Origin of the sequence: Polaromonas aquatica (assembly GCF_042659145.1) — a bacterium.
Taxonomy (GTDB): domain Bacteria; phylum Pseudomonadota; class Gammaproteobacteria; order Burkholderiales; family Burkholderiaceae_C; genus Polaromonas; species Polaromonas aquatica.
In genome coordinates, this window is record NZ_JBHSRS010000005.1 from 80,055 (window position 1) to 104,652 (window position 24,598).

The following is a 24,598-nucleotide window of genomic DNA, read 5'->3' on the forward strand; positions in this document are numbered from 1 at the left end:
GCCCCTGCGGCCCGGCGGAGCCGGTTCCGCGGCCCTGGCTTGAATATGAAAAATCGACGTTCTTTCTGTGCTATTGTTTTGATAGCTTCCGGCGCTTGTTCCACGGCGGCCATGGGCCAAAATGATGCCCAAAACGGGGTAAAAACACCTCCGGCAGCCTCCTGCAAGCCGGTTTACCTGACGCTGGATACCGGCCATATGGAAGTTGCGCCGTTGATGGCGGACATCCTCAACAAACACCAGGTCAAGGTGACTTTCTTCGCGGCCAACGAGCGCACCAAAACAGGCGATGGCAGCCTGGGCAAGGACTGGGCGCCCTGGTGGAAGGCTCGCGCAGCAGAAGGCCATGAATTCGCCTCGCATACTTTTGACCACACTTATTGGCGTGGCGATATGGCTGGCAATACTGTCCAGTTCAAGGTGCGGCCGTCGGCGGGCCCGTCCGAGGGCAAGGACTTCACCTGGACGGCGAAGCAGTATTGCGAAGAGATAGTCAAATCAGCCACCCGCCTGCAGGAGATCACCGGCAAAAAAACCTTGCCGCTGTTCAGGGCGCCGGGCGGCAAAACCTCGCCTGCCTTGCTGGCTGCAGCCAGGTCATGCGGCTATGAGCATGTGGGCTGGTCGCCGGCCGGATTTCTGGGCGATGAGTTGCCCAGCGACAAATATCCCAACGATGCATTGCTCAAAAAAGCACTGCGTGACATCCGGCCCGGCGATATTTTGCTGGCCCACCTGGGTATCTGGTCGCGCAAGGACCCATGGGCGCCTGCAGTGCTTGAGCCCTTGATCACCGGGCTGCAGGCCCGCGGTTTTTGTTTCCAGACCCTGCGCGAACATCCCCAGTACAAGGCCTGGATTGACAGCCATGCCGGCATGGCCGGCGCCGCGCCCGCAAAATAATGCCCATGGGATGGTTTACTGATCTTTTTTCGAACGCGCAGAGCTGGCTGTTCGACACCGTGGTGCAGCCGCTGATGTTCTGGCTGGGCATGGCTGGTTATCTTGAAGATGCCTACGAGGCCACGGCCTGGTTGCTGGCGGGCGTCATTCAGGTGCTGATTTTGCTGGCCGTGATCGGCCCGCTGCAGCGCTGGCGGCCGGCTGAGCCGGTGACGGACCGGGCGACCATACGCACGGACGTGCTTTACACCCTGATTCACCGCCTGGGCCTGTTCCGGCTGGCGCTGTTTTTTACGCTGGACCCGTGGTTCGACGAGCTCTTCGGCATGTTGCGCACGGCAGGTTACGGCACTTTCCACCTGGACCAGCTCTGGCCGGGCGTCACGGACAACGCCATCGTCAGCCTGGTGATTTACCTGGTGGTGTTTGACTTCGTCGCCTACTGGACGCACCGCGGCCAGCATCACGTGGAATGGTGGTGGCGCCTGCATTCTTTGCACCATGCACAGCGGCAAATGACCATGTGGAGCGACAACCGCAACCATCTGCTCGATGACGTGGTGGGGGACATCATCATCGTCGTCGTGGCGCAGCTGATCGGCGTGGCGCCAGGCCAGTTTGTCGCCATCGTGGCGTTTACCCAGCTTAGCGAAAGTTTCCAGCACGCCAATGTGCGCCTGTGGTTTGGCCGTATCGGCGAGCGGCTCTGGGTCAGCCCGCGTTTCCACCGGGTGCACCACAGCATAGGCATAGGACATGAGAGCCTGAAGAACGAGCAGACTGTCCTGGGCGGCCACAATTTTGGCGTGCTGCTGCCCTGGTGGGACATGCTATTCGGCACGGCCAACTTCCAGGAGCGCTACGACCCGACTGGCATCCGTGACCAGGTCGAGCAAAACCGCGATTACGGCCGCGGGTTCTGGTCGCAGCAGTGGACAGGCCTGAAGCGCTTGTTTGGTAAAGCCTGAGAATGGCCCCCACGCTCCCCACTGCGTGTGGTTCGCTGCCCCCCGAGGGGGCTAATTTTCCTTGGGGCGGCCCGGCGGAAAATTGTTTCGCTCGAAACGGATTTTTAATGGAGTTATCCTTCGGATCATGAGCAAACTCCTAGACTCCTTCTGGCGCGCAGCCATGTACTGCCTGCACCCCCGGGTGATTGCCCTGTCCGTCCTGCCGCTGGTCATCATGGCCGTGCTTTCGCTGGGGCTGGGCTACTTCTTCTGGGAAAGCGCAATCGCGGTGGTACGTGGCAACCTCGACAGCTACGAACTGGTGAACACCATGGTGCGCTGGCTGGAAGGCCTGGGCCTTTCCAATCTGAGGGTGGTGCTGGCGCCGGTGTTGCTGCTGTTCATGGCGATTCCCGTGATCGTGATCGCTTCGCTGCTGTTTGTGGCGATTTTCATGACGCCGGCCATGGTCGCCCTTGTGGCCGAGCGACGGTTTCCGCAACTGGAGCGTAAAAAGGGCGGCTCCATGCTGGCCAGCCTGTTCTGGTCCCTGGGCTCCACCTTGCTGGCCGTGATTGCGCTGTTGCTGTCGATTCCGCTGTGGCTGATTCCGCCGCTGATACTGATACTGCCGCCGCTGATCTGGGGCTGGCTGACCTATCGCGTGATGTCTTATGACGCGCTGGTGGACCACGCCAGCAGCGAAGAGCGCCAGCAGATTTTCAGGGAGCACCGCATCCAGCTGTTGAGCATAGGCGTGATTAGCGGCTACCTTGGCGCCGCACCCAGCCTGATCTGGGCCTCGGGCGCCATGTTTGTGGCGATGGCGCCTATCCTGGTGCCGGTTGCGATCTGGATCTACACGCTTGTGTTTGCCTTTTCATCGCTCTGGTTTGCCCATTACACCTTGTCGGCGCTGGAGCAGCTTCGCAAGAGAAATAGTGCCAAGGCCGACGACAGGACTGCGCCACCAGCTATTAAATCAATAGCGGATGAAACGCCTGCCATACCCGCGGTACCTGCTGCATCGGCAGAAACGCCACCCGGCCTGCAATCCTGAACCGGATATTTCCATCATGACCACCACTTTCGGCATCGTCATCATTGGTGATGAAATCCTTTCAGGCAAACGCGCAGACAAGCACCTGCCCAAGATCATTGAACTGCTGGGTGCGCGCGGCCTGCAACTGGCCTTTGCCGACTATGTGGGGGACGACCCGGACCGCATCACTGCCACGCTGGCCCGCGCTTTTGCCGGTGCGCGGGAGTGGGGTGATGTGGTGTTTTCCTGCGGAGGCATTGGTGCCACGCCGGACGATCACACCCGCCAGTGCGCGGCCAAGGCACTGGGGGTGGAACTGGCGCTGCACCCCGAGGCAAAAGCCCTGATTACCGAACGCATGAAAGACACGGCCAAAGAGCAGGGTGTGCCTTTTGATGCTGACCGGCATGACAACATCCACCGCCTCAACATGGGCGTGTTCCCGGTGGGCGCGCAGATCATTCCCAATCCCTACAACAAGATTCCAGGTTTTAGCTGCAAGGCGGGTGAGGGCGCGGTTCACTTTATGCCCGGGTTCCCCGTGATGGCCTGGCCGATGATGGAGTGGGTTCTGGACCACCAGTACGCCCATCTGCACCAAAAATCAGCCTACATCGAAAAATCCATCATCATTTTTGGGTCCATGGAAGCAACCCTGACGCCACTGATGCTGGACATCGAAGCGAGCTATCCGGGTGTCAAGGTGTTCAGCCTGCCCAGCGTGGATCACCCTGTTTACGGGCGCCATATCGAGCTGGGCGTCAAAGGCGTGCCCGATGCCGTCGCTGTCGCCTACCCGGCACTGCTGGCTGGCATCAAGCAGTTTGACTTCAAACTTGGCCCTGAATTGGTGCGTTAATAAATTGCACCAATAAGGTGCAATCAAAAATGCACCAAAACAAGGCTTATACGAGGCCGAGTTTTGGGCCAGGCCCATGGCACATGGGCTGTTGTCATCAAGCAGTGCTTCAATTTGACGGCACAATCAGGGGCGCGCCGGAAAGCTGAAAGAGTATTTTCTTTGGCACAAAAAGTGCATTCCCCATTTCCGAAGAGATTTTTTAACCACCATCCAGCAACAGGAGATTCTGATGGCAAAGACCGTCGCAGACGTCATGAAAATGGTCAAGGAAGACGAAGTCAAGTTTGTTGACTTCCGTTTTACCGACACCCGGGGCAAAGAGCAGCACGTGACCGTGCCGGTTTCCCATTTTGACGAAGACAAGTTCAATTCGGGCCACGCTTTTGACGGCTCATCGATTGCTGGCTGGAAGGGCATTGAAGCCTCGGACATGCAATTGATGCCTGACCCCAATACCGCCAACATCGATCCGTTCTTTGAAGAAACGACGATGATCCTGACGTGCGACGTGATCGACCCGGCCGACGGCAAAGCCTATGAGCGCGATCCGCGTTCGCTGGCCAAGCGCGCTGAATCCTACATGAAAGCCTCAGGCTTTGGCGATACGGCTTACTTCGGTCCAGAGCCGGAGTTCTTCGTGTTCGACAACGTTCGCTGGCAAAACGACATGTCGGGCTGCTTCGTCAAGATCGGCTCCGAAGAAGCCGCCTGGAACACCGGCAAGGAATACGAGCACGGCAACAGCGGCCACCGTCCTGCTGTCAAGGGCGGTTATTTCCCGGTTCCGCCAGTGGACAGTTTCCAGGACATGCGCTCCGAGATGTGCCTGGTGCTTGAAGCCCTGGGCATTCCTGTCGAAGTGCATCACCACGAAGTCGCCAACGCCGGCCAGATGGAGCTCGGCACCCGTTTCAGCACGCTGATCCAGCGCGCTGACTGGGTACAGCTGCAAAAATACGTGATCCACAACGTGGCCCACGCTTACGGCAAAACGGCAACCTTCATGCCCAAGCCCATTGTTGGCGACAACGGTTCCGGCATGCACGTTCACCAGTCGGTCTGGAAAGACGGCAAAAACCTGTTCGCCGGCGACGGTTATGCAGGCCTGTCTGATTTCGCTCTGTATTACATAGGCGGCATCATCAAGCACGCCCGTGCACTGAATGCCATCACCAACCCCGGCACCAACAGCTACAAGCGCCTGGTTCCTGGTTTTGAGGCACCGGTCAAACTGGCTTATTCAGCCAAAAACCGCTCGGCTTCCATCCGTATTCCTTACGTGGCAAATCCCAAGGGCCGCCGCGTCGAGGCACGCTTCCCGGATCCACTGATGAATCCGTACCTCGGCTTCTCGGCTCTGCTGATGGCTGGCCTGGACGGCGTTGAAAACAAGATCCATCCGGGCGAAGCCGCCAGCAAGGACTTGTACCATCTGCCACCGGAAGAGGACGCAAAAATCCCGACCGTCTGCCACAGCCTGGACCAGGCGCTGGACTGCCTCGACGCCGACCGTGCCTTCCTGACCAAGGGTGGCGTCTTTACCGATTCGTACATCGACGCTTACATCGAGCTCAAGATGCAGGAAGTCACGCGCATGCGCATGGCGACCCATCCGGCCGAATTCGACATGTACTACTCGCTGTAAAAAGCACAGGGGCGTTCCACCGATGTAGGCTTTGCTTACATGGTGTGGCCAAAAAAGGACGGCATTTGCCGTCCTTTTTTCATGGTGGACCTGCCTTGAATACCCTTATTTTGAATTTGGTGGTCTTTGCAGCATACTGTCAGGCCCTTCCAGCCTCGACCGGCGCAGGGTCAATGTATGAATCAAGTTTTATTGTTTTCCAGATGTTCCTTGTTGCTGGCTTTGCTGGCGTTGGCCGGCTTGCCTGCCATGGCCCAGGTTTACCGCTGCGGCGGGGCTGGCGGCGCAGCGCCTGAATACATCAACAACGCCAAGGAAGCACAGACCCGCGGCTGCAAGGCCATGCAGGGCGGCAATGTCACCGTGGTGCAGGGCACACCTGCGCAGAAGTCCGCCGTGCGCGTTGCCGCTGCGGCCCCCTCCAGCTCGGGTGCCCGTACCGATGGCAGCCCGGAGCAAAAGGCCCGCGACAGCGACTCGCGCAGCATTCTTGAGTCCGAGCTGAAAAAGGCCGAGGCCAAACTGGCCGAGCTGCAAAAGGAATACAACAACGGCGAGCCCGAAAAGCAGGGCATTGAGAGCCGCAATTACCAGCGCTACCTTGATCGCGTGGCCGAACTCAAGGACAACATTGCCCGCAACCAGAGTGACATTGCCGGCATCAAACGCGAAATTGCACGCCTGCCCGGCGGCGCCAATTAATTCCATTTATAAATCATTCGTGTCTAGGCGTCGAGCCGCAGGCAGTGCTACAGCACGGCAAGGCGAGACAACAACGACAGGGATGGTTTAGAAAAGGAATAAGGAAAGAATCCGGCCGGTTCTTGCGCCAGAATAGAAGGCTTGAAAACGCCTAAATTCTTCGCATCTGCGCCTGTCGCAAGTCCCCCCCGTTTCCAGTCGTTTGACCTGCTGGCAACACTGGTGGCGGTGGTCCGTACCAATGGTGTCGTGGTCTTTGCCAATGCGGCCCTGGAAGACGCGCTGGGTACATCCCGCCGCACCATCGAGGGCTCGCAGCTTCCCGACTGTTTTACCGAACCGCAGATCTTGCAGAACGCGCTAGAAGGCGCCGGCAGCAACGAGTTTGCGGCCCTGCGTTATGACGCCTGGCTCAAGCGCCTGAACCACGAACCCATGCCCGTGCACGTGGTGGTTGCGCAAACCGATACGCCGGGCGAGGCGATTGTCGAGTTGTTGCCGCTGGAGCAGCAGGCCAAGCAGGACCGGGAAGAACGCCTGATTGACCAGGCCCAGGCCAACAAGGAACTGATCCGCAACCTGGCCCACGAAATCAAGAATCCGCTGGGCGGCATTCGCGGCGCGGCGCAACTGCTGCAAATGGATATCAGCAAGGAGCTGACCGAATACACCCAGGTCATCATCCATGAGGCCGATCGCCTGCAAACGCTGGTGGACCGCCTGCTCGCGCCGCACCGCCGCCCGCACCTGGTGGGCGATGTCAACATCCACGAGGTTTGCGAGCGTGTGCGTTCCTTGATCCTGGCCGAGTTCCCCAGGGGCTTGAGGGTGACGCGCGACTACGACATCTCGATTCCCGACTTCCGCGGCGACCGCGAGCAGTTGATACAGGCCGTGCTGAACATCGCGCACAACGCCGCGCAGGCGCTGGCGGAACGCATCGCCGCCGGTGATGCGCAGATCACTTTTCGGACCCGAATTGCCCGGCAGGTAACTTTCGGCAAGCAGCGCTACCGGCTGGCACTGGAATTGCATGTCATAGACAATGGACCGGGCGTGCCGGACTCCATCAAAGACCGGATCTTCTATCCCCTGGTGTCAGGGCGGGAGGGCGGTTCGGGGCTGGGGCTGACATTGGCGCAAACTTTTGTTCAGCAACACCACGGCTTGATCGAGTGCGATAGCGTTCCGGGGCGTACAGATTTCAAGCTGCTGATACCGCTGCCGTGAAGTCTGTCTCGTCACTTGTTTGACAAATAAAGGGGCCAAGCCCCAAGGGACCACAACGCATGAAGCCAATCTGGATCGTTGACGATGACCAGTCCATCCGGTTTGTTCTGGAAAAAGCCTTGCTGCGTGAGGACCTGCCAACCCGCAGCTTCACCAATCCGCGTGAAGTGCTGGCTGCCCTTGAAACCGCCACCGAAGACGACGGCCCGCAAATACTGGTTAGCGATATCCGCATGCCGGGTGGGTCGGGCCTGGACCTGCTGGAGAAGGTCAAGGAAAAGCTGCCCGGCCTGCCGGTCATCATCATGACGGCTTTCTCCGACCTGGACAGTGCCGTATCGGCCTTCCAGGGCGGCGCCTTTGAATACCTTCCCAAGCCGTTTGACCTGCCCAAGGCCGTTGAGTTGATCCGCCGCGCTGTCGAGGAAAGCCAGCGCGAGGAAGTGGCCGAAGAGCGCATGGCGAATGCGCCTGAAATGCTGGGCCAGGCGCCCGCCATGCAGGACGTGTTTCGTGCCATCGGCCGCTTGAGCCAGAGCATGGTGACCGTGATGATCACCGGTGAGTCGGGTTCCGGCAAAGAGCTGGTAGCACGTGCGCTGCACAAGCATTCACCGCGCGCCAATGGGCCCTTTGTGGCGATCAATACGGCGGCCATACCCAAAGACCTGCTGGAAAGCGAGTTGTTTGGCCATGAGCGCGGCGCCTTCACCGGTGCCCAGACCATGCGGCGCGGCCGCTTTGAGCAGGCCGACGGCGGCACGCTGTTTCTCGATGAGATCGGTGACATGCCTTTTGACCTGCAGACCCGTTTGCTCAGGGTGCTCAGTGACGGAAACTTCTATCGCGTTGGAGGCCATGCGGCTGTCAAGACCAATGTACGCGTGATTGCCGCCACGCACCAGGACCTGGAGCAACGCGTCAAGGAAGGCGGTTTTCGCGAAGACCTTTTCCACCGTCTGAACGTGATTCGCCTGCGCCTGCCGGCATTGCGCGAGCGCCGTGAAGACGTGTTCATGCTGACGCGGCATTTCCTGCAGCAAAGCGCGAAACAACTGGGCGTGGAGCCCAAGCGCATTTCCGATGCCGCCCTGCAGCAACTGAGTAACTTCAGTTTTCCGGGCAATGTGCGCCAGCTTGAAAACATCTGCCACTGGCTTACCGTGATGGCCCCCGCGCAGGTAATTGAGGCCAAGGACCTGCCGCCTGAAGTGCTGGGCGCCGTGCCGGTGACGGGCCGCGTGTCCGTGGACACATCTGAACACGCCAGGCCGGAAGAGCTTGTGGGCAATGCCGACAAACAATTGTCCACTCCGGTCGAGTCTTCGCCCGGTTTGTCTGCCCCGGCCCTGTCATACCCTGTGACCGGTACTGCTGGTCAGGGTTGGGAGAGCGGCCTGGAGGCCGAAGCGCTGGCGTTGCTGGCGACAGGGCGCAGCGATGTGTGGGATGTGCTGACGCGCCGCTTTGAGTCCAAGCTGATCCAGACCGCACTGGTCAACACGCGGGGGCGGCGCATAGAGGCTGCGCAAAAGCTGGGCATAGGCCGCAACACCATCACGCGCAAGATTCAGGAGCTGAATCTGGAGTGAATAATGGCTGTTGCGTCCATCTGATGCGCGCAGAAAGCTATTGTTTTGATAGCAATTGGACTCCGGTGATTTCGGCGATCACCGGTGCATGGTGCGTCTGGTACCAGAACGGCGTGCACCCCGGCAAGCTGATCACCGGGAACTGCAACATCGACGATCGTGAGATCGCGGTTCCCTCCTATGCTCCCCCTGCCATCGCAGTAACTTGCTTGCTGCGCCCGATTACGGCGCGCCTAGCTCCACCGTTACAGGCGCGTGGTCGCTGGGCTTTTCCCATTTGCGCGGGACCCGGTCTATGGTGCAGCCTTTGACCTGAGGCTTCAGCGGGTCGCTCACCAGTATGTGGTCTATGCGCAGGCCGCGGTTTTTCTGGTAGCCCAGCATGCGGTAGTCCCACCAGGAAAAGCTTTTTGGTGGCTGGTCGAACATTCGAAAGCTGTCAGTCAGGCCCAGTGCCAGCAACTGCCGGAACTGCTCGCGCTCGGCGGTGCTGTGGTGGATGGTCTCGCGCAGGCCATCGGGATCAAAAGAGTCTTCGTCTGCCGGCGTGATGTTGAAGTCACCCAGCAGCACAAGTTGTGGATGCGCCGCCATTTCGGCACGCACATAAGCCTGCAGGCCAGCGAGCCAGCGCATCTTGTAGGCAAATTTTTCACTCCCAAGCTCCTGCCCGTTGACAAAATAACCGTTCATGACGCGGATGGGGCCTAAAGGGCTGTCGACCGTGGCGGCGATCACGCGTGAGTGTTCGTCCTCAAAGCCCACGATGTTTTTAACAACATCACGCACCGGCGTTCGCGACAGGATGGCGACGCCGTTGTAGGTTTTCTGGCCGAACGCGGCCGCCTCATACCCGGCGGCCTTGAGCACATCCAGTGGAAACTTGTCGTCCGTCATTTTCAGCTCCTGCAGGCAGAGCACATCAACCGGATTGGCTGCCAGCCAGTCCAGCACATGCTGCAGCCGTGCGGTGAGCGAATTAACGTTCCAGGTGGTTATTTTCATGGCTTGATTGGTTCGTTGACTTTTAAAAACTCTAATTATTTGAATTAACCGGGCACCCAAATGGATAAGCCCGGCAAGCGGGTGAATAGACTTTTTGCCGCCGCAATCTACTGGCGATCGCTTCGCTTTGCGGCCATGATCCTAACCGTATCCTGAAATCACATGATTGGCTCAGATATCCAGCAGAACACTTGGTCGTTCACAACCGTGAACTTGTAACTCAGTGGTTCATGGATATCGGCACGGGCCTTGGGTCCCTAATCTTCGAACAGGCCCCCGATGTTCAAAATATCGTGGGCAATTTGAGGCTGCTGTTCCAGGCTGCGCTTGATTGCCGCAGGAATGGCCTGGCGTGTTTTGCGGCACAGGCCGGGCTGCTCATGCACAAGGATCGTGATTCCGCGCAGGCTGCGGACTACGTTGGGGCCGGTGTTGATGCTTAGCCGGATGCCGACCTGCTGCTCCATCCGCTCTTCCATGTGCCGCAGATCGCTGAGGCTGCTCAGGTTTTCCAGCCGCTGCAACAGGCGCTTCTCATCTTCGCGGGTCAGGCGCAGCACACGCAGGTCGCCGTCAGGGGTCTGTAGCAGTGCATCGCGCCCGCAGTTGCAGGCACCGGGCGGACATTCGGTGCGTATGGGGAAGGGGGGCGAGGTACTTGTCATGGACATCGCCATTATTTGTCATGGACTGAAATGGCGCTTCAAGCGATAACTTGTTGCTGCCGGGGCTGGCGCGCATATGTCCTGGGCGGCTTTGCCCAAAGTCAATAGCGCGCATGCAGCTATCAAATATGTAGCGCAGCCAGCGCTCCGACGATGAGCCCGACGCCGGCCAGTGCGAACATTCCGTACTCCAGCCATTTCTTGCGCGTCAGCAGTGCAATGGCTGCCAGTGCAATCGACACCTGCAGTACCGTGGTGGCCTGTGCCCAGCGATGATGCTGGTGCATCTGTTCATCGGATGATTTATCCCAGGCTGTGGCTTCGTTCTCAAGCTTTTCTGCAACGAGTTTTATCTCGTTCTTTTCTTTTTCGTAGCGATCAATCTTGCCCTGGTAGGCGATTTTTTTATCTTCGGGCGCCAGGTCGCGGGCCAGTTCGGCGAGCGACTGCTTGGTGCTTTTTGCCTGGAAGAAATTCCACTGGTTGGATGCTTCGGTCTTTTTGATGGACGCGTTGTTTTTATACAGGCCGGCATTGGCCTGTGTCGCGCCGCCCATATACGAAAAGATCGCGCCTACCGTGGCGATGATGGCCGTGATGACGGCGATCTGCGCAATCATGCCATTGGTGCCGCCGTTTTCATGGTCGCCATGGCCGCCTTGTGCTGCATGCTCCAGCTCATGGTCGTGTGGCCCGTGTACGTGAAATCCGCCTCCTGACATGTCAATCCCCTTTGTGCTTGTTGTAAGTGATGAAACTGAAATTCAGGCCATTCGACGAGACATGGTTTTCGCGCGCGCTCTCCTGCCATTCGGAGCCCAAGTGCGGCGCGAAAGCATCGCCTTCAAAGTCCTGGGCAATCTCCGTGACTTCGATGCGGTCGGCGAGCGGGGCAGCCTGGGCATAGATCTGCGCGCCACCAATCACCCAAACCTGTTCCGGGCTCTTGCAGTGCCTGAGGGCCTCTTCAAGGCTGGCCGCAACCACGGCGCCCGGCGCAGCCCAGTCCTGCTGCCGGGTCACAACAATGTTGGTCCGGCCGGGGAGGGGGCGAAACCTGGGCGGCAGGGAGTCCCAGGTTTTGCGCCCCATGATGACGGGCCAGCCCTGCGTCAGGCGCTTGAAATGTGCCATGTCTTCCGGCAGGTGCCAGGGCAGGGTGTTGTCCTTCCCGATCACGCCGTTGGCGGCGCGCGCGAAGATCATGTTGACCTGCATCAGACGGCTACCGGTGCCTTGATGGCCGCGTGGTGCTGGTAGTCCGGAAATTCGAAGTCATCGAACTGGTAGTCAAAAATCGAATCCGGCTTGCGTTTGATGTTGAGCGTGGGGTAAGGCAGGGGCGTGCGGCTCAGCTGCAGGGCCACCTGTTCGGCGTGGTTGCTGTAGATATGGCAATCCCCGCCGGTCCAGATAAAGTCACCCACATCCAGATCACATTGCTGCGCGACCATGTGGGTAAGCAGGGCGTAGCTGGCAATGTTGAAAGGCACGCCGAGGAAGATGTCGGCGCTGCGCTGGTAGAGCTGGCAACTGAGCCTGCCCTTGCCGCCCGGCTCGGTGGCAGGCGCCACATAGAACTGGAAGAAGGCATGGCAGGGCATGAGCGCCATCTTTGACAGGTCGGCAACATTCCACGCGCTGACAATGATGCGGCGCGAGTCGGGGTTGGTCTTGAGTGTCTTGATGACGTCGGAGATCTGGTCGATATGCCCGCCATCCGGCGTCGGCCAGCTGCGCCACTGCACGCCATACACGGGGCCCAGGTCGCCGTCTTCACGTGCCCATTCATCCCAGATGGTGACGCCGCGCTCTTTCAACCAGTTGTTGTCGCTGGAACCTCTCAGGAACCACAGCAGTTCGACCACGATGGATTTGAGGTGAACCTTTTTGGTCGTGACCAGCGGGAAACCTTCGTTCAGGTCAAAACGCATCTGGTAGCCGAACACACTTTTGGTGCCGGTACCGGTGCGATCGGCCTTGAACACGCCATGTATGTCCACATGGCGCATGAAGTCTTCGTATTGGGAGCGGATGGGAAAGGTCATTGGGCAACCGTTGGGAAGGGGACTGGGGAATCGAGACCAGAAAACAGGCCTGAGCCTGAATTATGCCCGCAGCACCCGTCCGGGATTCATCACATTCTGCGGGTCCAGCGCCTGCTTGATGGCCCGCATCATGCCCAGTGCCACGGGTGATTTGTGGTGCTCCAGCTTGTCGAGTTTCAGGCTGCCGACGCCGTGCTCTGCGGAAATGGAGCCGTCAAAGCGCGCCACAGCGTCGTAGACGATGGTGTTGACTTCTTCTTCGCGCTCGCGCAGAAAGGCTTTTGTATCCCCTGCGGCGGGAGCCTGCACGTTGTAGTGCAGGTTGCCGTCACCCAGGTGGCCAAAATTGACCATGCGTACGCCGGGGATGGCCTTCTGCAGCAATTCGTCCGTTTCGCGCACAAAATCCGGAATGCGTGACACGGAGATTGAGATGTCGTGTTTGATGTTCAGGCCTTCTTCGGCCTGCGCCAGAGGGATGCTCTCGCGTACATGCCAGAGCTGGTGCGCCTGGGTGAGGTTTTCCGCAACTACTGCGTCCGTCACGCAGCCCTGCTCGAGGGCGACCTCCAGCAGGCGCTCAAATTGTTCGCGGGCGTGGGTTTCCGACTCATGGTCGGAGTTTTCGAGCAGGACGCAGAAAGGTGTGTCCAGGTAAAGCGGTACGCGCTGTTGCGGGAAGTGTTTGGCGACCAGTCTGAGCGCAAACTGCCCCATGACTTCAAATCCCGTCAGTCCCGCGCCAAGGTGTTGGTGCGCCAGGCCTAGCAGCGTGACTGCATGCTCCATCGACGGTACGGCCGCCCAGGCCGTGAGTTGCGCAGCAGGCATGGGGTAGAGCTTCATGGTGGCGCTGGTGATGATGCCCAATGTGCCTTCGCTGCCTATGAACAGGTCGCGCAGGTCATAGCCGGTATTGTCCTTGCGCAGGCCGGACAGGCCTTCCCATATCTCGCCTTGCGGGGTGACCACTTCCAGGCCCAGGCACAACTCGCGGGCATTGCCATAGCGCACTACCTGCGTGCCGCCGGCATTGGTGGCCAGGTTGCCGCCTATGGTGCAACTGCCCTCGGCTGCAAGGCTGAGCGGAAACAGAAAGCCGGCTTTCTCCGCGGTTTCCTGCAGGGTTTGCAAAATGCAGCCGGCCTCGACCGTCATGGTCAGGTTGGCGGCGTCAACCTCGCGTACGGCATTCATGCGTTGCAGGCTCAGCACCACCTGTTTGCCGGTCTCATCCGGTATGGAGCCGCAGACCAGACCGGTATTGCCGCCCTGGGCAACAAGGCTGACGCCTGCAGCAGCGCAGGCCTTGACGACTTCCGCGACTTCCGCGGTGCTGGCCGGCCGGACAACCGCGAGGGCCTTGCCGCGTGCACGTTTGCGCCAGTCCTGTTCCCAGGCCGTCAGGTCGCCTTCCGACAGGACATGGGACGTGCCGGTGATGTTTCTCAGGGTTTGAAGCAGTTCGTTGTTCATGCGGGATCGGCAGCGGCGGGTGAGGAGGTAGCGGCGTTTTTTAGCCTCAGGCGCACGTGCAGCGCGCAGGCTGTAAACAGCAGCAGGCAGAGAAACACTTCAATCATGGCCAGGTAGTTGCCCGGAGGACGGTCGCTCCAGGCGCGTGTGGCACCTTCGGTGAAATAAACCCATACCAGCAGGCTCATCCAGCGGTAGGTGTACATGCGGTTTTTCAGTATGCCGGCCAGGGGCAGGCACAAGGGCAGCACCTTCAGGGCCAGCAGCGAGCCGCCGGGGCGTATCGGGGCCAGCCAGAGTTCCCAGGCCAGGCCCAGCACAATCAGCCCCAGCATGCTGCCTGCGGCCAGCCAGCGGGTTACGTCAATTTGATTTGTCTTGTTCATTCATGTCAGTAGGGATCGGGTCTGAGGCATGATAACGGGGATGACATTTCAGCAATCCCTGCAAGCCTTTTTGGCCAACCTGTCGCACTTCCCCTGGCGGCATACGGCCCTGACCCTGCGCGACCGCTTTCGTGAAGACCATATGGGCCTCACGGCCAGCAGCCTGACCTTTACCACCACGATTGCGCTGGTGCCTTTTTTTACCGTGGCGCTGGCTGTTTTTACCGCCTTTCCCATGTTTTCCAAGCTGCAGGGTGCCTTGCAGGGCTGGCTGATCCAGAGCCTGATCCCCGACAACATCGCCCGGCAGGTACTTGGGTACCTGACGCAGTTCAGCCGCCAGGCCAGCAAGCTGGGCGTCGCCGGCCTGGCGATACTGCTGGTGACGGCGATTGCGCTGATTTTGACCATAGACCGCACGCTCAATGGCATTTGGCGCGTCAAAAAGACGCGCTCGCTGGCGCAACGTGTGCTGATTTACTGGGCAGCCATCACGCTGGGCCCCGTTCTACTGGCCGCCAGCCTGGCTGTCACGTCTTATGTGGTGTCGGCCTCCAGCGGGCTGGTAACAGCCATGCCTGTCAGTTTGCGGTTTTTGCTTGACGGGTTCCAGTTTGTGCTGGTGGCAGGTGGCATGGCCGCACTGTATCGTTATGTACCCAACACCTATGTCAAATGGTCGCACGCCTGGGCCGGCGGGGTGTTTGTGGCGGCCGGCATAGAGGTGGCGAAAAAAGTCCTCAGCCTGTACCTGAGCCAGGTGCCCACCTACTCGCTGATCTACGGTGCGTTTGCCACCTTGCCGATTTTGCTGGTCTGGATTTATGTGGCCTGGGTGATTGTGTTGATGGGCGCCGTGATTGCCGCTTACATGCCCAGCCTGCTGGCTGGTGTGGCGCGTCGCGGTGGCGGGCCCGGATGGCAGTTTCAGCTTGCCGTGGAGGTCTTGCAGCAACTCCATCACCAGCGCGGCACGGCCAACCGGGGCTGCGGCGCTTCCAGCCTGGCGCAGGCACTGCAGGTGGATGTGCTTCAACTGGAACCGGTGCTGGAAGCGCTTGCCGGGCTCCGATGGATAGGGCAACTGGTTGAAGAGCGCGACCAGGAGTCGTGTTACATCCTGCTTGCTGATCCCGACCAGACGCCGCTGGAGCCCTTGATGCAACAGCTGCTACTGGAAAAAACGGATTCAACTCGGCCGTTGTGGACGCAAGCCCGATGGGCGACGCTTAGCTTGCGGCAGGTACTTTGACGTAGAGGTGTTTCTAGAGCTTTACTTTGCCGGCCCAGATATCCCGGTACATGGCCCAGTCACCCATCAGGCTGTACAGAGGCCGCTTGAAGGACGCGGGCCTGTTTTTCTCAAAACCAAAGTGGCCTACCCATGCAAAGCCATACCCGCACAGGAGGGCGGCCAGCACCCAGAGCGGATTGCGCGTCAGCACCAGCGTTGCCAGGCACACCAGCGTGAGACTGGCGCCTGCGAAATGCAGGCGGCGGCAGGTGCGGTTGCTGTGCTCGGTCAGGTAAAAGGGATAGAACTCGGCAAAGCTCCTGAAGCTGCGCGGGTCAACGGCAGGTGTGGCGCCGCTTGCTGCATGAGCCGCATCGGAAGAGGCTGTTGTCATGGCTTGTCTCCTGCTTATCTGGCGTGGGTGCCTGTTTTTGATGTCCTTGGCCATAATAAGTCATCCCCGCCTTGAACACCATGACCGACTTCACCTCCTTGCAGACTCCGACTTCCTGGGTTATTTGCCTTTGTGCCGACTGGTGTGGCCTGTGCCACGACTACCGCAGGGTGCTGGAGGCCATCGCTGTGCGCCACCCGGGGCTCCGTTTTGCCTGGCTGGACATTGAGGACCAGGCTGATCTGGTCGGTGACCTTGATATCGAAACCTTCCCCACCCTGCTGGTCGCGGACGAGGAGGGTGTGCACTTCCTCGGGCCACTGACGCCACATGCCGAAACGCTGTCCCGGCTATTGACCTCCCTGCAGGAGCCGGGCACGCAACGGACAAGGCACGAGCCGGTGACGCACAGGTTGCTGCAAGTACTGCCGGCCTTGCCCGGGCTCTGGCTCATGCCGTGATCTGGTGTCAGTGGCCCAGAAAATCCCGAATCGCAAACAGCGTTTCTTCCGGTGCCTCGGTCATCTGGTGGTGACCCACAGGAAGGCTGGCCAGCTGGACGGTTTTTCCGCTGTCTTTTGCCTTGTTTATCAAGGCTTGCGCAGCCTTGGGGCTGGTCATCTGGTCTTGCGCACCGAGAACAAACAGCACCGGGCAGGTGATCTGCGTGATTGCGTTTTCGCCATTCGAATAGCTGTCGCAGGCCTTGAATCCACGGTGGAATACATTGACCTTTGTATTACTTGCCAGTACGCGCCGGCCCAGCGCCATGCTGGCGCCATGGACCCAGGTGCCGGGGCCCAGCGCCGAGGGCGGGGCCGCCAGTGTGCTGCGTGAGAACACATTGATCATGGCCAGTGCCTTCATTGGCTCGTTGAGCGAAGCCTCCAGCAAGGCTGGCGAGACCTTCATGGGGAAAGCTGTGCCGACCATCACAAGGTGCGTGATGCGGTCCTTCAGTTTTGACGCGGCCTCCAGGGCGATCAATGAGCCCCAGCTGTGGCCGACCAGCGCAGCGCGCTGTACGCCCGCGGCGTCGAGCAGGGCGGTAATAAAGTCCGCGGCTTCCTCGACGCTGGCAGGCGCCTCGCCTTCGCTGCGGCAATGGCCCGGCAGGTCCACCGCCAGCACATTCCAGCCGTGGTTGGCCAGATAACGGCTTTGCAGAATCCACACGCTGTGGTCGTTGAGTACGCCATGGATAAAAACCACGGTCGGTTTGGCTGGGTCCAGTGCCTTGCCGCCTGTGTAGCAATAGGTTTTGTGGGCGTTGACGGTGAGGTACATGCTCAACCCCCCGCTTTCTCTGCGGCCTTGAGCGCGCGTTTCAGGTCGTCGATCAGGTCATCCGGGTCTTCAAGACCGATGGACAGGCGTATCGTGCCCTGCGTGATACCACCCGCGGCCAGCGCTTCGTCGCTCATGCGGAAGTGTGTGGTGCTGGCCGGGTGAATGACCAGGCTGCGGCAATCCCCCACATTGGCCAGGTGGCTGAAGACCTTGAGGGTTTCAACAAAAGCCTTGCCTTGCTCCCGGCTGCCTTTCAGGTCAAAACTGAACACCGAACCGGCGCCGCGCGGCAACAGTTTTTTGGCAAGCGCATGACTGGCGTGGGACTCAAGCAGCGGATGGCCCACGCGTGAGACAAAAGGATTGCTGGCCAAAAAGGCCACCACTTTTTCGGTGTTGCCCATGTGGCGGGCCATGCGCAGCGGCAGGGTCTCAATGCCCTGCAGGATCAGCCAGGCTGTGTGCGGGCTCATGCAGGCGCCGAAGTCGCGCAGCCCTTCGCGGCGCGCGCGCAGCAAAAAGGCGCCTACCGTGCTTTCTTCGGTGAACACCATGTTGTGAAAGCCGTCGTAGGCCTCGGTCAGCTCGGAGAATTTTCCCGCGGCCCTGGGGCCGTCCCAGTCGAAGGAGCCGCCATCCACAACAATGCCGCCAATCACCGTGCCGTGGCCACTCAGGAATTTGGTTGCCGAGTGGTAGACCAGGTCGGCGCCGAGGTCAAAGGGCTTGATTAGCCAGGGTGAGGTCAGCGTGGAGTCCACCAGCAAGGGGGCGCCGGCTTCATGGGCGACGGCGGAGACTGCCGGAATGTCTAGCACGTCCAGGCCCGGGTTGCCCACGGTTTCGCCAAAAAAGAGTTTGGTGTTGGGGCGTACAGCGGTGCGCCAGCCGTCGATATCGCCGGGTTTGACAAAGGTGGTCTCAATACCGAAGCGCCGCATGGTGTAGTGCAAGAGGTTTTGCGAGCCGCCATAAAGCGCCGTGCTGGCGACGATGTGCGAACCGGCGCCCATCAGCGTGGCAACGCTCAGGTGCAGCGCTGCCTGCCCGCTGGCGGTGGCTATGGCGCCTATGCCGCCTTCAAGCGCCGACACACGCTGCTCCAGCACCGCATTGGTCGGGTTGCTGATGCGCGAGTACACATGCCCCGCACGCTCAAGGTTGAACAGGCTGGCTGCGTGGTCGCTGGATTCAAAGACGAACGAAGTCGTCAGGTGAATCGGAACCGCGCGTGCGCCGGTGGTGGGGTCGGGTGCCGCGCCAGCGTGCAGCGCGAGTGTGTCAAAGCCAGGGTCCGAGTAACCGGGCATGGTGTTGTCTCCATAAAAAATCAGAAATGGCGGCCGGTATGTGGTTTCACATAAGCAGGTAGCGCAAACCCAAAACAAACGTTACAGCCAGCTACCTGATTGTGGGCTATATTTAAATAGAACTTCCCGCTGCGCCACTGCGGTGGGAAAATAGCAATACATGCCGGGTAGACGGCCAATGAGGAGAAAACCATGAAGGTTCTTGACATACTGCGCGTTAAGGGCAACACGCTTTACACCGTTCAGCCCGACGAGCCGCTGGCCAAGGCGGCCCAGATCATGGCTGAAAAAGACATAGGCTCGCTGGTCGTCATGGAGCATGGCGATCTGGTGGGGATGCTGACATTCCGTGAAGTGATTGTCTGCATCGTCAAAAATGGCGGCGAGATAGGCGGCACTCTGGTGCGCACGGCCATGGATGACCATCCGCTGACCTGCACTTCCGAGACCGAACTCGACGAAGTGCGCCGCATGATGCTGGACCGCCATGCGCGCTATATGCCGGTCATGAACCAGAAAATGCTGATGGGCGTGATCAGCTTTTACGACGTGGCCAAGGCCGTGGTGGACAGCCAGAATTTCGAAAACAAGATGCTCAAGGCCTATATCCGCGACTGGCCTGCCGAGGAAGAGGGCAAGGACGGTGGAACAGAGCCTGACCTTGGCACCGCGTTTGAGCGGCCGCCATCGTAGCGATGACTTTGCAAGCAGGGACCAAGGAACCGGTTTCGCCGGGCTACAGGCAACAGAAGCGAAACCTCTGGCGAGCGGCGGCCTGCAAGGTGCAGAGCGCTACACGAAGTGAGCGAGCGTGGGGGCTCATTCACTGCCGTGGATCACATCCCGCACGCGCGGGTAAATCTGCTGGTTCCACTTGCGGCCGCTGAAAACGCCGTAGTGCCCGACACCGGCCTGCAAATGGTGGCTTTTCATGTAGGGGCGGATGCTGCTGCACAGGTCTTGCGCGGCGACCGTCTGGCCGACAGCGCAGATGTCGTCACGTTCACCTTCCACCGTCAGCAGGGCGGTGCGGCGTATGGCTTTGAGGTTGACCCTGCGGCCGCGCCAGGTCAATTCATCCCGCGGCAAGTCATAGGTCTGGAACACCTTTGAAACCGTCTGCAGGTAAAACGCTGCGGGCAGGTCATTGACGGCGAGGTATTCGTCATAAAACGTGCGGATGATCTGGGCCTTGTCGAACTCGCCATCCCTGGCGTGACGGTACAAATCCGCAAATGATTTTTTATGCCGCTCCATGTTCATGCTCAAAAATGCCGTGAGCTGCAAAAAGCCAGGGTAAACGCGCCGCATCATGCCCTTGTGCGGCCAGGGCACATGGCTGATCAGGTTTTTTTCAAACCATTCAATGGGCTTGCTGTTGGCCAGGACATTGACGCCGGTCGGGTTGATGCGGCAGTCCACTGGCCCGGCCATCAGGGTAAGGCTGCGTGGCTGTGCCGGGTTGCCGTCTTCAGCCATGATGGCCGTCGCGGCAAGTGCCGCAACACAGGGCTGGCAAACCGCAATCATGTGGCTGTCCGGGCCCAGCACTTCCAGGAACCTGATCAGGTAGCCGGTGTAGTCGTCCAGTCCGAAATCACCCTGCGACAAGGACACATCGCGAGCGTTGTGCCAGTCCGTGATGTAAACGTCATGGTCAGCCAGCAAGGTGCGCGCCGTTTCACGCAGCAGGGTGGCGAAATGGCCTGACAGAGGTGCCGCCAGCAACACGCGCGGGCCGGGATTGACCATAGCCTTTTTGAAGTGCAGCAGCGTGCCAAAAGGCAGCTCGCAGACCTTGTGCTCCGTGATGGCGACACTTTGCCCAGCGACCTCGACAGAGGCGAGGTTATAGGCAGGACGCTCATGTGTCAGGCGCAGGCGTGCCAGCACCTCAAAAGCCGCCGAGAGTTTGCCGCCTGATTGGGCTGCCAGGGGGGAAAGGGCGGGCGGACTGCTCAATCCGGCCTTGCTGGCGCCAAACAGCAGGCTGGCCTGTTCGGCAAACATCCGTAAAGGGGACGTCAGGTCAGATTGCAACTGATAGGCTTGATAAAGCATCGTGCATGCTGCTTTCTTCTTTTGCTGCGGTGGCAGCGATGCACAAGCTGAGCAATTTGTGGGCCATATAGCGGAACTGTCCTGGCACAAGGCTTGCACGGTAGCAGCGCACCGCAAGCATCTCTGTTTTCCGGTGTGGGCTTGTTACCTTTACGAAAGACACCCCTATGGCTGAAGCAGTCCTTACCCTCAGCAGCAAAAACTATGGCGCCTGGTCTTTGCGGGGCTGGCTGCTGGCCAGGTTCTCCGGCTTGGAGTTCAGCGAAAAGGTGTTGCCACCGGACGACGCTGACGTGCGCGCCGAGATACTGCTGCTGTCATCCTCCATCCTGGTGCCCAGCCTGCAACACAAGGGCATCAAGGTCTGGGACACGCTGGCGATTGGCGAATACCTCAATGAAATCAGGCCCACTGCGGGTTTGTTGCCCGCAGACATTGCTGCGAGAGCGCATTGCCGGGCTATTTGCGGGGAAATGCATTCCGGTTTTTCCTCCATGCGATCGTCCATGCCCCTGAACATCAAGGCGCGGTTTCCGAAGTTCAAAACATGGTCGCGTGCTGATGCGGATATCAAACGCATTGTCGAGATATGGACGGACTGCCTGCAACGCTACGGCGGCCCTTTTCTGTTCGGCAAAAAGCCCGGCATGGCGGATGCGATGTATGCACCGGTTGTGAGCCGTTTCAGGACGTATGACATCCCGCTTGATGCCGTGTGCGTGGCTTATTGCACCCGTATCTGGACCTTGCCTGCGATGCAGGAATGGATCGCAGCCGCGCAGGATGAGCCCGATGATTTTGATGAACTGGATGCGGAGTTTTGAACACCCCCGCCCAGGCTCACTGCGTATAGCCTGTTCCCCCCTTGCAGGGGCTGCGCCTGCGCCCCGGCAATGCCGGTTGCGCGGCCCCTGCTTGCGAAGGTATCGCTCCGTTCAGCTCCGCGTATACGCAGTGAAGAGCGTGAGGGGTCTATCTATTTCCAGGGAGCAGGGCTCGGCACATCGCATACCGGCGCAACATCAATGCTCTTGAAGTCCGCCGGTGAGACGATTTCAAGGTACTCCATATCGGGCGAGTAATCAAACAGGTAGTGCCGTATGCCCGGGCGCTGGTGCACGCAGTCGCCGGCTGATACCAGCGTCTCCTTGTCTTCGTACATGAATTTTGCCCAGCCCTTGACCATGATGACAATCTGGAAATCCGCCTCATGCCGGTGCCATCCCGTGCCTTTTTCTGGTGCCATGTTGGCCTTGACCAGGTGCGCAATGACCTTGCCGTGCGTTGCTTCGGCAATACCCAGGTCGCAGTAAAGGAAAAAGTCACGCAACCCGTCGGTCTTGAAGTGCGTGTCGCCTGGTTTGACGTGAGAGAACTGGGTGGTGGTTCGGCCAAGCATGGTGCCCTCCGGTAGTGCGCAGCGATTTGCGTCCACGCATCCATGCATGAAGTGTTCCAGCCCCCCCCGGCCCGAAGCACTGGCCGGGGAAGGCGTGTGCGGTCTTATTCCTGCTCGATTCCCGCGGTCTTGATGATGCGTCCCCACTTGTCCGCCTCGGCCTGCTGGAATTTGGCCAATCCTTCAGGGCTTGAAGTGGCGACGGTCATGTGCGAACGGGCAAGGAATTTTTTCACCGATTCGGTTTGGGCCACTTTCACAAATGCGTCGTTCAGGCGTTTCACAACCTCAGGGCGTGTGCCGTGGGGGGCATACACGGCCAGCCAGTAGCCCATCTCATAGTTCTTTACACCGGCTTCGGCAATGGTCGGCAGATCGGGCAGGCCGGCAAAACGCTGGCTGTCGGTGTAACCAAGGGCGCGCAGTTTGCCCGACTGGACCAGCGGCAAGGCCGAGAGTGTGTCTGCAAACATGAACTGGACGCGCTCACCCATCAGGTCCGTCATGGCCAGGGGGTTGCTTTTGTAGGGGACGTGAAGCGACTGCGTACCGCTCATCTGCAGGAACAGCTCACCGGCAATGCGGCTGGATGAGCTTCCGCTGGCAAAGGCCAGCTTGCCGGGTTGTTTTTTTGCCAGCGCGATCAGGCCGGAAACCGACTGGATCGGGCTGCCGGCGGGAACGATCAGCAGCATGGCGCCCTTGGACAACAGGGTGATGGGGGCAAAGTCGGCGACCGGGTCGTAAGGCAGTTTCTTGAACAGGTGCTGGTTGGCCGCCTGCGTGGTATTGGTGGTCAAGAGCAGTGTGTGGCCATCGGCCGGTGCCCGCGCCACGGCCTGTGCGGCCAGGAAACCATTTGCACCGGGTTTGTTGTCTATCACCACCGGCGTGCCGGACAGCTCATCGCTCAGTGCCTGGCTGAAAGCGCGTGCGACCTGGTCGGTGCCGCTGCCGGGGCCGAAGGGCACCACGATGGACACCGGCTTGGACGGGTAGTTCTGCGCATGGACCGGGCTCGTCAATGCCAGCAGCGCCAGGGCAATGCCTGCCAGTGCGCCATGGCTTTTGCGCCTGGCGTGATCAACGCACCAGGCAGTGTTCGTATTGATCGTGGATGTGATTCGTTTTTTCATGAGATGTCTCTTTTGCTTGTGTTGAAAAGTTGAAATTTTTCAGGTGATGGCTTTTTCTGCAACCGGGTTGTCGGCCCCCAGCCTTGGTGCAGATGCCGTCAGGGCGGGACGTACGCCGTTGATGGACAGGGGTAGTCCGGTCAGTGAAAAGTCTTCACCGGGTACGGCCTGCAGAATACCCAGCTTCTGCACCTGGTCCTGGGTCAGGGCTTCGGGAACCGTGTGGATAGGGGAACAAGGCACGCCTATAGCCTCAAAACGGCGGCTCCACTCTTCGCGGGAGGCCTGCTTCAGCAAGTCCTCCAGCAGTGCCAGCAAACTTTCCTTGTGTTCAAGCCGTGCCCGGTTGGTGGAAAAACGCGGGTCGCTTGCCCATTCCGGCCGGCCCACGGCAGATGCCAGTTTGGCAAACAGCCGGTCATTGCCGCAGCAAATGAGCAATGGCCCCGTTGCCGTGTCAAAAGCCTGGTAGGGCACAAAGCCGGGGTGGCCGGAGGCGTGCCGCTGGGGTACTTCTCCCTGGTTCAGGTAGGCGTCATTTTTTTGCCCATTCCATGACAGCGCTGTTTCCAGCAGTGAGGTCTGCACCACGCCGCCCCGGCCTGACACCTGGCGCTGCTGGAGCAGGGCCAGGGCGCCAATGACTGCCCACATGCCCGATCCCTGGTCACACACCGAAGCGCCTATCCGCAGCGGTGGATCGTCGGGGCCGCCGTTGGTACTGGACAGGCCGCTGTAGGCCTGGATCAGGGGCTCGTAGCCGGGCAGGTGGCTCAGTGGGCCCAGGTGCCCGAATGCCGATATCTCGCAATAAACCAGCCGGGGGTAGCGTTCACACAGGACCTTGCCGCTGATGCCTATGGCGTCCACCACGCCGGGCCTGAGGTTGTGAACCAGCACATCGGCCTGGGCCGCCAGTTCTTCGAAGGCAGCCAGTCCTGCCGGAGTCTTCATGTCTATCGTGACCGATTTTTTCCCCCGGTTGAAGATGTGAAAAACCAGGGCATCGCCATGACGAAATGCCGGACCCATCTGGCGGGCATCGTCCCCGCCGCCCGGGCGTTCCAGTTTGGTGACCTCCGCGCCCAGGTCGGAAAAAATCGCGCCCGCAAAAGGGCCGGCCAGCACCTGGCCCAACTCAAGGACACGGATGCCGGTCAATGGTTTGCTTGAAGAGTTCATGGGGCGCTTCCTGTCCGGATTCGGTCTGTCGATGCTTGCTGGCTGATGGTAGAAAATCTTTGGTAATTCGAGAAGTAGAATTAACT

26 protein-coding genes are annotated in these 24,598 nt (G+C 59.7%); 12 read left to right on the forward strand and 14 right to left on the reverse strand.

The features are described from left to right. Positions 1–111 precede the first annotated feature (111 nt). The 8 genes from ACFQND_RS02660 (at position 112) to ntrC (ending at position 8,926) form a co-directional block, all read left to right on the forward strand. Positions 112–903: a polysaccharide deacetylase family protein gene (locus ACFQND_RS02660; protein WP_371434455.1), complete on the forward strand. Its 792-nt coding sequence runs from the start codon at positions 112–114 to the stop codon at positions 901–903. Positions 904–908: 5 nt separating this feature from the next. After that, complete coding sequence (locus tag ACFQND_RS02665; RefSeq protein ID WP_371434456.1) at positions 909–1,871, forward strand: sterol desaturase family protein; 963 nt, start codon at positions 909–911, stop codon at positions 1,869–1,871. A 127-nt stretch (positions 1,872–1,998) separates the two neighbouring features. Then, the gene (locus ACFQND_RS02670; protein WP_371434457.1) at positions 1,999–2,913 is read left to right on the forward strand and encodes an EI24 domain-containing protein; all 915 of its coding nucleotides are present in this window, start codon (positions 1,999–2,001) and stop codon (positions 2,911–2,913) included. Positions 2,914–2,929: 16 nt separating this feature from the next. Further along, positions 2,930–3,754 (forward strand): competence/damage-inducible protein A, encoded by an 825-nt coding sequence (locus ACFQND_RS02675; RefSeq protein ID WP_371434458.1) that lies wholly within the window; start codon positions 2,930–2,932, stop codon positions 3,752–3,754. A 232-nt stretch (positions 3,755–3,986) separates the two neighbouring features. Beyond that, positions 3,987–5,402: a type I glutamate--ammonia ligase gene (gene glnA, locus ACFQND_RS02680; protein ID WP_371434459.1), complete on the forward strand. Its 1,416-nt coding sequence runs from the start codon at positions 3,987–3,989 to the stop codon at positions 5,400–5,402. 177 nt (positions 5,403–5,579) lie between these two features. Further along, a complete protein-coding gene (locus tag ACFQND_RS02685) occupies positions 5,580–6,104 on the forward strand; it encodes a hypothetical protein (protein ID WP_371434460.1) in 525 nt (174 codons plus the stop codon). A gap of 141 nt (positions 6,105–6,245) precedes the next feature. Next, positions 6,246–7,334, forward strand: coding sequence for a nitrogen regulation protein NR(II) (glnL, locus tag ACFQND_RS02690; RefSeq protein ID WP_371434461.1), 1,089 nt, complete (start codon positions 6,246–6,248; stop codon positions 7,332–7,334). 59 nt (positions 7,335–7,393) lie between these two features. After that, positions 7,394–8,926: a nitrogen regulation protein NR(I) gene (gene ntrC / locus ACFQND_RS02695; protein WP_371434462.1), complete on the forward strand. Its 1,533-nt coding sequence runs from the start codon at positions 7,394–7,396 to the stop codon at positions 8,924–8,926. 222 nt (positions 8,927–9,148) lie between these two features. On the opposite strand, the gene xth is transcribed toward ntrC, so the two are convergent. From xth to ACFQND_RS02730, 7 genes are all read right to left on the reverse strand, one after another. Beyond that, a complete protein-coding gene (gene xth / locus ACFQND_RS02700) occupies positions 9,149–9,931 on the reverse strand; it encodes an exodeoxyribonuclease III (protein ID WP_377412236.1) in 783 nt (260 codons plus the stop codon). Positions 9,932–10,188: 257 nt separating this feature from the next. Beyond that, complete coding sequence (locus tag ACFQND_RS02705; protein WP_371434478.1) at positions 10,189–10,596, reverse strand: hypothetical protein; 408 nt, start codon at positions 10,594–10,596, stop codon at positions 10,189–10,191. 122 nt (positions 10,597–10,718) lie between these two features. Continuing rightward, a complete protein-coding gene (locus ACFQND_RS02710; RefSeq protein WP_371434479.1) occupies positions 10,719–11,318 on the reverse strand; it encodes a DUF4337 domain-containing protein in 600 nt (199 codons plus the stop codon). A gap of 1 nt (position 11,319) precedes the next feature. Next, the gene (locus ACFQND_RS02715) at positions 11,320–11,814 is read right to left on the reverse strand and encodes a dihydrofolate reductase (RefSeq protein ID WP_371434480.1); all 495 of its coding nucleotides are present in this window, start codon (positions 11,812–11,814) and stop codon (positions 11,320–11,322) included. Continuing rightward, the gene (locus ACFQND_RS02720; protein ID WP_371434481.1) at positions 11,814–12,644 is read right to left on the reverse strand and encodes a thymidylate synthase; all 831 of its coding nucleotides are present in this window, start codon (positions 12,642–12,644) and stop codon (positions 11,814–11,816) included. The genes ACFQND_RS02715 and ACFQND_RS02720 overlap by 1 nt, the downstream gene beginning before the upstream one ends. 60 nt (positions 12,645–12,704) lie before the next feature. Then, entirely contained in the window at positions 12,705–14,120 is a 1,416-nt protein-coding gene (locus tag ACFQND_RS02725) for an FAD-binding oxidoreductase (protein WP_371434482.1), read from the reverse strand. Next, complete coding sequence (locus ACFQND_RS02730) at positions 14,117–14,506, reverse strand: DUF2069 domain-containing protein (RefSeq protein ID WP_371434483.1); 390 nt, start codon at positions 14,504–14,506, stop codon at positions 14,117–14,119. The genes ACFQND_RS02725 and ACFQND_RS02730 overlap by 4 nt, the downstream gene beginning before the upstream one ends. A 40-nt stretch (positions 14,507–14,546) precedes the next feature. Between ACFQND_RS02730 and ACFQND_RS02735 the strand changes: the two genes are divergently transcribed. Beyond that, positions 14,547–15,758 carry a YihY family inner membrane protein gene (locus ACFQND_RS02735; protein WP_371434484.1) on the forward strand — a complete coding sequence of 404 codons (1,212 nt, stop codon included), beginning with the start codon at positions 14,547–14,549 and terminating at the stop codon, positions 15,756–15,758. 13 nt (positions 15,759–15,771) lie between these two features. Here ACFQND_RS02735 and ACFQND_RS02740 read toward each other — a convergent pair whose 3' ends face one another. Continuing rightward, the gene (locus ACFQND_RS02740; RefSeq protein WP_371434485.1) at positions 15,772–16,134 is read right to left on the reverse strand and encodes an Mpo1-like protein; all 363 of its coding nucleotides are present in this window, start codon (positions 16,132–16,134) and stop codon (positions 15,772–15,774) included. Positions 16,135–16,214: 80 nt separating this feature from the next. Between ACFQND_RS02740 and ACFQND_RS02745 the strand changes: the two genes are divergently transcribed. Further along, positions 16,215–16,595 carry a thioredoxin family protein gene (locus ACFQND_RS02745; protein WP_371434486.1) on the forward strand — a complete coding sequence of 127 codons (381 nt, stop codon included), beginning with the start codon at positions 16,215–16,217 and terminating at the stop codon, positions 16,593–16,595. Positions 16,596–16,602: 7 nt separating this feature from the next. On the opposite strand, the gene ACFQND_RS02750 is transcribed toward ACFQND_RS02745, so the two are convergent. Both ACFQND_RS02750 and ACFQND_RS02755 read right to left on the reverse strand, forming a co-directional pair. Then, positions 16,603–17,421, reverse strand: coding sequence for an alpha/beta fold hydrolase (locus ACFQND_RS02750; RefSeq protein WP_371434487.1), 819 nt, complete (start codon positions 17,419–17,421; stop codon positions 16,603–16,605). Between the two features lie 2 nt (positions 17,422–17,423). Beyond that, a complete protein-coding gene (locus ACFQND_RS02755) occupies positions 17,424–18,734 on the reverse strand; it encodes an O-acetylhomoserine aminocarboxypropyltransferase (RefSeq protein WP_371434488.1) in 1,311 nt (436 codons plus the stop codon). 192 nt (positions 18,735–18,926) lie between these two features. Here ACFQND_RS02755 and ACFQND_RS02760 point away from each other — a divergent pair, with 192 nt between their 5' ends. Beyond that, the gene (locus ACFQND_RS02760; RefSeq protein ID WP_371434489.1) at positions 18,927–19,427 is read left to right on the forward strand and encodes a CBS domain-containing protein; all 501 of its coding nucleotides are present in this window, start codon (positions 18,927–18,929) and stop codon (positions 19,425–19,427) included. A gap of 126 nt (positions 19,428–19,553) precedes the next feature. Here ACFQND_RS02760 and ACFQND_RS02765 read toward each other — a convergent pair whose 3' ends face one another. Continuing rightward, complete coding sequence (locus ACFQND_RS02765; protein WP_371434490.1) at positions 19,554–20,795, reverse strand: polyhydroxyalkanoate depolymerase; 1,242 nt, start codon at positions 20,793–20,795, stop codon at positions 19,554–19,556. Between the two features lie 167 nt (positions 20,796–20,962). Here ACFQND_RS02765 and ACFQND_RS02770 point away from each other — a divergent pair, with 167 nt between their 5' ends. Beyond that, on the forward strand, positions 20,963–21,619 hold the full coding sequence (locus ACFQND_RS02770) for a glutathione S-transferase (RefSeq protein ID WP_371434491.1): 657 nt from the start codon (positions 20,963–20,965) through the stop codon (positions 21,617–21,619). Between the two features lie 152 nt (positions 21,620–21,771). Here ACFQND_RS02770 and ACFQND_RS02775 read toward each other — a convergent pair whose 3' ends face one another. From ACFQND_RS02775 to ACFQND_RS02785, 3 genes are all read right to left on the reverse strand, one after another. Next, positions 21,772–22,194: a cupin domain-containing protein gene (locus ACFQND_RS02775; protein ID WP_371434492.1), complete on the reverse strand. Its 423-nt coding sequence runs from the start codon at positions 22,192–22,194 to the stop codon at positions 21,772–21,774. A 104-nt stretch (positions 22,195–22,298) separates the two neighbouring features. After that, positions 22,299–23,330, reverse strand: coding sequence for a Bug family tripartite tricarboxylate transporter substrate binding protein (locus ACFQND_RS02780; RefSeq protein WP_371434493.1), 1,032 nt, complete (start codon positions 23,328–23,330; stop codon positions 22,299–22,301). Positions 23,331–23,369: 39 nt separating this feature from the next. Beyond that, complete coding sequence (locus ACFQND_RS02785) at positions 23,370–24,512, reverse strand: CaiB/BaiF CoA transferase family protein (RefSeq protein ID WP_371434494.1); 1,143 nt, start codon at positions 24,510–24,512, stop codon at positions 23,370–23,372. Positions 24,513–24,598: the final 86 nt, after the last annotated feature.